General features: G+C 31.0%; 5 protein-coding genes. All 5 read left to right on the top strand.

The genetic code is table 11. The annotated features are described in order from the left end of the window. Window positions 1–878 (top strand): hypothetical protein (locus tag QZ260_RS08565; protein WP_295985052.1); only part of this gene is annotated, 878 nt, incomplete at its 5' end. A 632-nt stretch (window positions 879–1,510) separates the two neighbouring features. Continuing rightward, the gene (locus tag QZ260_RS08560) at window positions 1,511–2,281 is read left to right on the top strand and encodes a tetratricopeptide repeat protein (RefSeq protein WP_295985050.1); all 771 of its coding nucleotides are present in this window, start codon (window positions 1,511–1,513) and stop codon (window positions 2,279–2,281) included. Between the two features lie 10 nt (window positions 2,282–2,291). Continuing rightward, window positions 2,292–2,777 (top strand): 6,7-dimethyl-8-ribityllumazine synthase, encoded by a 486-nt coding sequence (gene ribH / locus QZ260_RS08555; RefSeq protein WP_295985048.1) that lies wholly within the window; start codon window positions 2,292–2,294, stop codon window positions 2,775–2,777. A 512-nt stretch (window positions 2,778–3,289) separates the two neighbouring features. Further along, on the top strand, window positions 3,290–3,577 hold the full coding sequence (locus tag QZ260_RS08550) for a riboflavin synthase subunit beta (RefSeq protein WP_271560564.1): 288 nt from the start codon (window positions 3,290–3,292) through the stop codon (window positions 3,575–3,577). Between the two features lie 3 nt (window positions 3,578–3,580). Then, the coding region (gene mutL, locus QZ260_RS08545; protein WP_295985044.1) for a DNA mismatch repair endonuclease MutL at window positions 3,581–4,360 on the top strand (780 nt) is incomplete at its 3' end.

Here is a 4,360-nt window from a genome sequence, read left to right as displayed (position 1 = left end):
AAAATCACGGAATGATACGTCTTGTCTTTATACTCTTTTTTATGATAATTATAGGTGCTTTGTCATGGGTAGTTCCAAAAATATATTTAATGACACTTGTTTTGGGCACTGGCATACCTCACATAATTTTAGGTGCCAAATACTCAAAATCAGGACTTTCATTGGCTTTTAACGTTTTTTGGAAAAAAGCTTTTGTATTGATGCTTCTTCCTTTAAGCTTTATATTAGGTATTAAATTAGGGGCTTTAGGATTAGTGTTCTATTTTGCTTTGCATCATTCTATTTCCGAAACATATTCACACAAATCGTTATTTGAAAAAAACATTTTTTTTAATTTTGCATATGGATCATTAGTTTTAAGTTCATATTTAATTGCTTGTAGAGATGATTTTTTAAAATATAAATTTTTGAATTATGGATGTTATGTTGTCTTTGTTATTTCATTAATAGTCTTAATAATTCTTACAAGAAAGCACTTGTTTAAACTGGATTCAATTAAGCTTTTATTAGTTTATCATCCTTGGCTATTAGGAGCTCCCGTTTTATGTCTTTTCACTTTTTTTAGTCCAATTAGTTGGATGGTGTTAATTCTCTATCACTTTGCGTTTTGGGGAATGCTTCCAATTTTTCGTAGGGATATATTTAAGGGAAACAAATCGCGTTTAGATATGTTTTGGAACGATGCTATTAAATGGAATGGCCTAGGGGTATTAGGTATTGGTCTGTTAGCTTGGTGGAGCACCAGATTTGGAGATTTTAGATTGTTTCAAGGCGTAGCCCTCTTGTTTTACATTGCAACATATTGGCATATCACTATATCTTTTATTATTTCGGGCGCCAATCCTCCTTTCATCAAACGGCTATTTTTTACTAAGTAGATTATGATCAATTAATTTTATGAATATATTTTTTACAACTACCAAACCTACTTATATTTTTTAGTTTTTTTTTAAAATTATAATGGGTTGATTAGTTCTGTGAAATTAGAAACTCTGTATTAATTGCAGTTCGCTTGAAACAATTACTAATAAGCTTTGTGAGTAATGCTTATTTTATGTAATTGTAAAAAAATTCTAGAAATATTGTTTGTTTAATTCTATAATTGATCATTATTTTTATCTCTTATAAAGGAGAACAGATACTACCTAAAATTTTTAAAGTTCAAGAACTTTTTTTTAAAATTTGCTTTTCCTACTGATAAAAAATATTTATAATTGGGTGCGATGGTTTTTCAGATACCATTATTTCCAACAATACAATTTATTTTATCATAAAAAATGAACGATTTACTATCGAAACTTTTATACTTGAGTAAAGAAAGTGATTTTAAAATCATACAAAAAGCAACTTATGGGGCAATTAGAGGGTAAACTCTTAAAAAGAAGTGCAAATTATTGAAAAATATCAAATAAATACCCTTTTAGTTCTGAAGAAAAATTATATTTTTGCGCCACATTAATAAAATATGTTCAAACATTTTGTTTTGACTCATATTATATAGAAAAAATAGATGGCGACTTATAAAAAAAGAGGACATAAACCAAAAACAAAAGGAGAAAAGCAACAGAATATAGAAGAAGGTTCTACAACTGCAGAGGTTTTTAATACACTTGATGAAACTGCTTCTAAAACGGAAGATTTTGTAGCAAAAAATCAAAAATATATTTTTATTATAATTGCTCTTGTTGCAGCTGTAGTCTTAGGATCATTAGCATATAAAGAATACATTGCTAAACCAAAACAGGAAGCGGCAATGAACGATATGTTTCAAGCTCAAAAATATTTTGATGAAGCGGTTACTGGTGCAGCAAAGGATTCTCTTTATAGTTTAGCCTTAAAAGGAGGAGAAGGTAAATTTGGTATGCTGGATATTATTGAAGAATACAGCGGAACACCTTCAGCTAATTTGGCAAGTTACTATGCTGGTACAGCTTATTTAAGATTGAAAGATTACAAAAATGCTATTGAGCATTTAAGTGACTTTAAAAGTGACGATGAGATATTATCGCCTTTAGCTAAAGGAAATATTGGTGATGCATTTGTACAATTAAATCAAACAGAAGATGCTTTAGACTACTATGAGCAAGCTGCTGAAATGCGTGATAATGAATTTACAACACCAATGTATTTATTCAAAGCTGGAACTATTGCTTTAGAATTGGGGAAAGCAGATAAAGCTTTAGCTAATTTTAAAAGAATAAAAGACGATTACTCTAATTCTACTGAAGCTTCTAAAGTGGATGTTTTTATTGGTAAAGCGAAGGCGTTGGCAAACAAATAATAGCTATACTATGGCTACGGCAAATAAAAATTTATCAGATTATGATAAAGCAACAATCCCAGACGCGAGTAAATTTCGGTTTGGGATTGTTGTTTCTGAATGGAATGATAACATCACTGAAGGTTTGTATAGAGGCGCTTACGATACGCTAATTGAAAATGGTGTATTGTCTAATAATATAATTCGTTGGAATGTTCCTGGAAGCTTTGAGTTGATTTACGGATGTAAAAAAATGCAAGAGCAAATGGTTAATGCTGTAATTGCTATTGGAAGTGTTATCCAAGGAGAAACTAAACATTTTGATTTCGTTTGTGAAGGTGTTACACAAGGTGTAAAAGATTTAAACGTCATGCATGAGACCCCTGTTATTTTCTGTGTACTTACAGATAATACAATGCAACAAAGTATTGAACGTTCAGGTGGTAAACATGGAAACAAAGGAACAGAAGCGGCTGTTGCTGCTATTAAAATGGCTGAACTACGAAATAATAGTTAGGTTTTAGTCTACAGTCTATAAGGTGCCACTCATCTGATTTCCGTCATATAGTATCGGTCTTTCTTCAAGTAATGTTAACATTTTTTGGCAGTTTAATCTGCTGTTTCTGCGTACTTTTAAGTATTTTTGAAAAGAAGGGCGATGCCAAATGAATTTTAAAATGATTGATGCTAAATTTGAATTATATTTTCTTTAGATGATAAATAAAATATAAGGAAAAGTGAAATGGATTTAATTGGTTCTTTTTAAATTTAATTAGCATAAAACTAGATTTTGTTTAAACAACGTAAACATAAAACTTTTAATTATCAAACTAGATTTTCGAAAGAAAGTCAAACAGATAATAGTTCTGATTCCAAGGGTTTTGTTTCAAAATGGCAACAAAGTAAGGACATAAAAGTAAAACCACGCGGAGCCATGTCGGTGAAAGTCTTAATTTTGATTTTGGTGTTATTATTGATTTGTATGTATGTATTAGACAAAAAATACATGTAACTAAAAACCTAGAAATCATGGGAATTTTAAAATTGCGTAAAAACAAAAAATTTAGTTATAAACCTCGTTATTTCGATGATAAAGGTGAGGGGAATCCGTTTGAAATTAAGCATAAATTTGACGAACACAGAAAAACTGTTGGAGCCAATAAAGGGATGAAAGGGACGTTTAATGACGCGTTAGATGACCTAAAAAACAATCCAGATAGACAAGCTAATAGGCGTATTTTAATTATTATAGCCGTACTTCTTTTACTATTTTTATTTATTATCGATTTCGATTTATCTATATTCTTACCTAAATAATATATGGCAGACATTATACAGCTTTTACCTGATCATGTAGCAAATCAAATAGCTGCTGGAGAAGTTGTACAACGTCCTGCTTCTGTGGTAAAGGAACTTCTTGAAAATGCCATTGATGCTGGAGCAAATACTATAAAACTTATTATAAAAGATGCTGGAAAAACCCTTGTACAAGTAATTGACAATGGTAAAGGTATGAGTCATACTGATTCAAGATTGAGTTTTGAACGTCATGCGACATCAAAAATTAGAAGTGCTGAAGATTTATTTCAATTAAATACCAAAGGCTTCCGAGGTGAAGCTTTAGCAAGTATAGCTGCTATTGCCCATGTGGAGTTAAAAACGAAGCAAGAACTTGACGATGTTGGGACTTGTTTAGTTATTGAGGGAAGCAAGGTTGTTTCTCAAGATGTAGTTGTAACGCCTTCAGGAACTTCTGTTTCTGTAAAAAATCTCTTTTTTAATATTCCAGCAAGGCGTAATTTTTTAAAATCTGATACGGTTGAATTGCGCCATGTTATTGATGAGTTCCATCGTGTAGCTCTAGCACATCCTAATATAAGTTTTGCTTTATATAATAATGGCAGTGAGGCTTTTAATTTGCCAATTAGTAATTATCGCCAGCGTATCGTTAATATTTTCGGGAACAAAACCAATGAGAAGTTGGTGCCTGTTAAAGAGGATACCGAAGTACTTAAAATTTCAGGATTTGTTGGAAAACCTGAATTTGCAAAGAAAACAAGAGGAGAGCAATATTTTTTTGTAAACGACCGTTTTATTAAA

Source organism: uncultured Algibacter sp. (assembly GCF_905480415.1).
GTDB lineage: Bacteria > Bacteroidota > Bacteroidia > Flavobacteriales > Flavobacteriaceae > Algibacter_B.
Note: the sequence above shows the minus strand (reverse complement) of the source record. Positions and strands in the feature narration are given on the sequence as shown.

Bases quoted from the DNA above. Each gene is read 5' to 3' on its own strand.
- QZ260_RS08560 (WP_295985050.1), top strand. From the start codon at position 1,511: ATGGCGACTTATAAAAAAAGAGGACATAAACCAAAAACAAAAGGAGAA.
- ribH (WP_295985048.1), top strand. From the start codon at position 2,292: ATGGCTACGGCAAATAAAAATTTATCAGATTATGATAAAGCAACAATC.
- QZ260_RS08550 (WP_271560564.1), top strand. From the start codon at position 3,290: ATGGGAATTTTAAAATTGCGTAAAAACAAAAAATTTAGTTATAAACCT.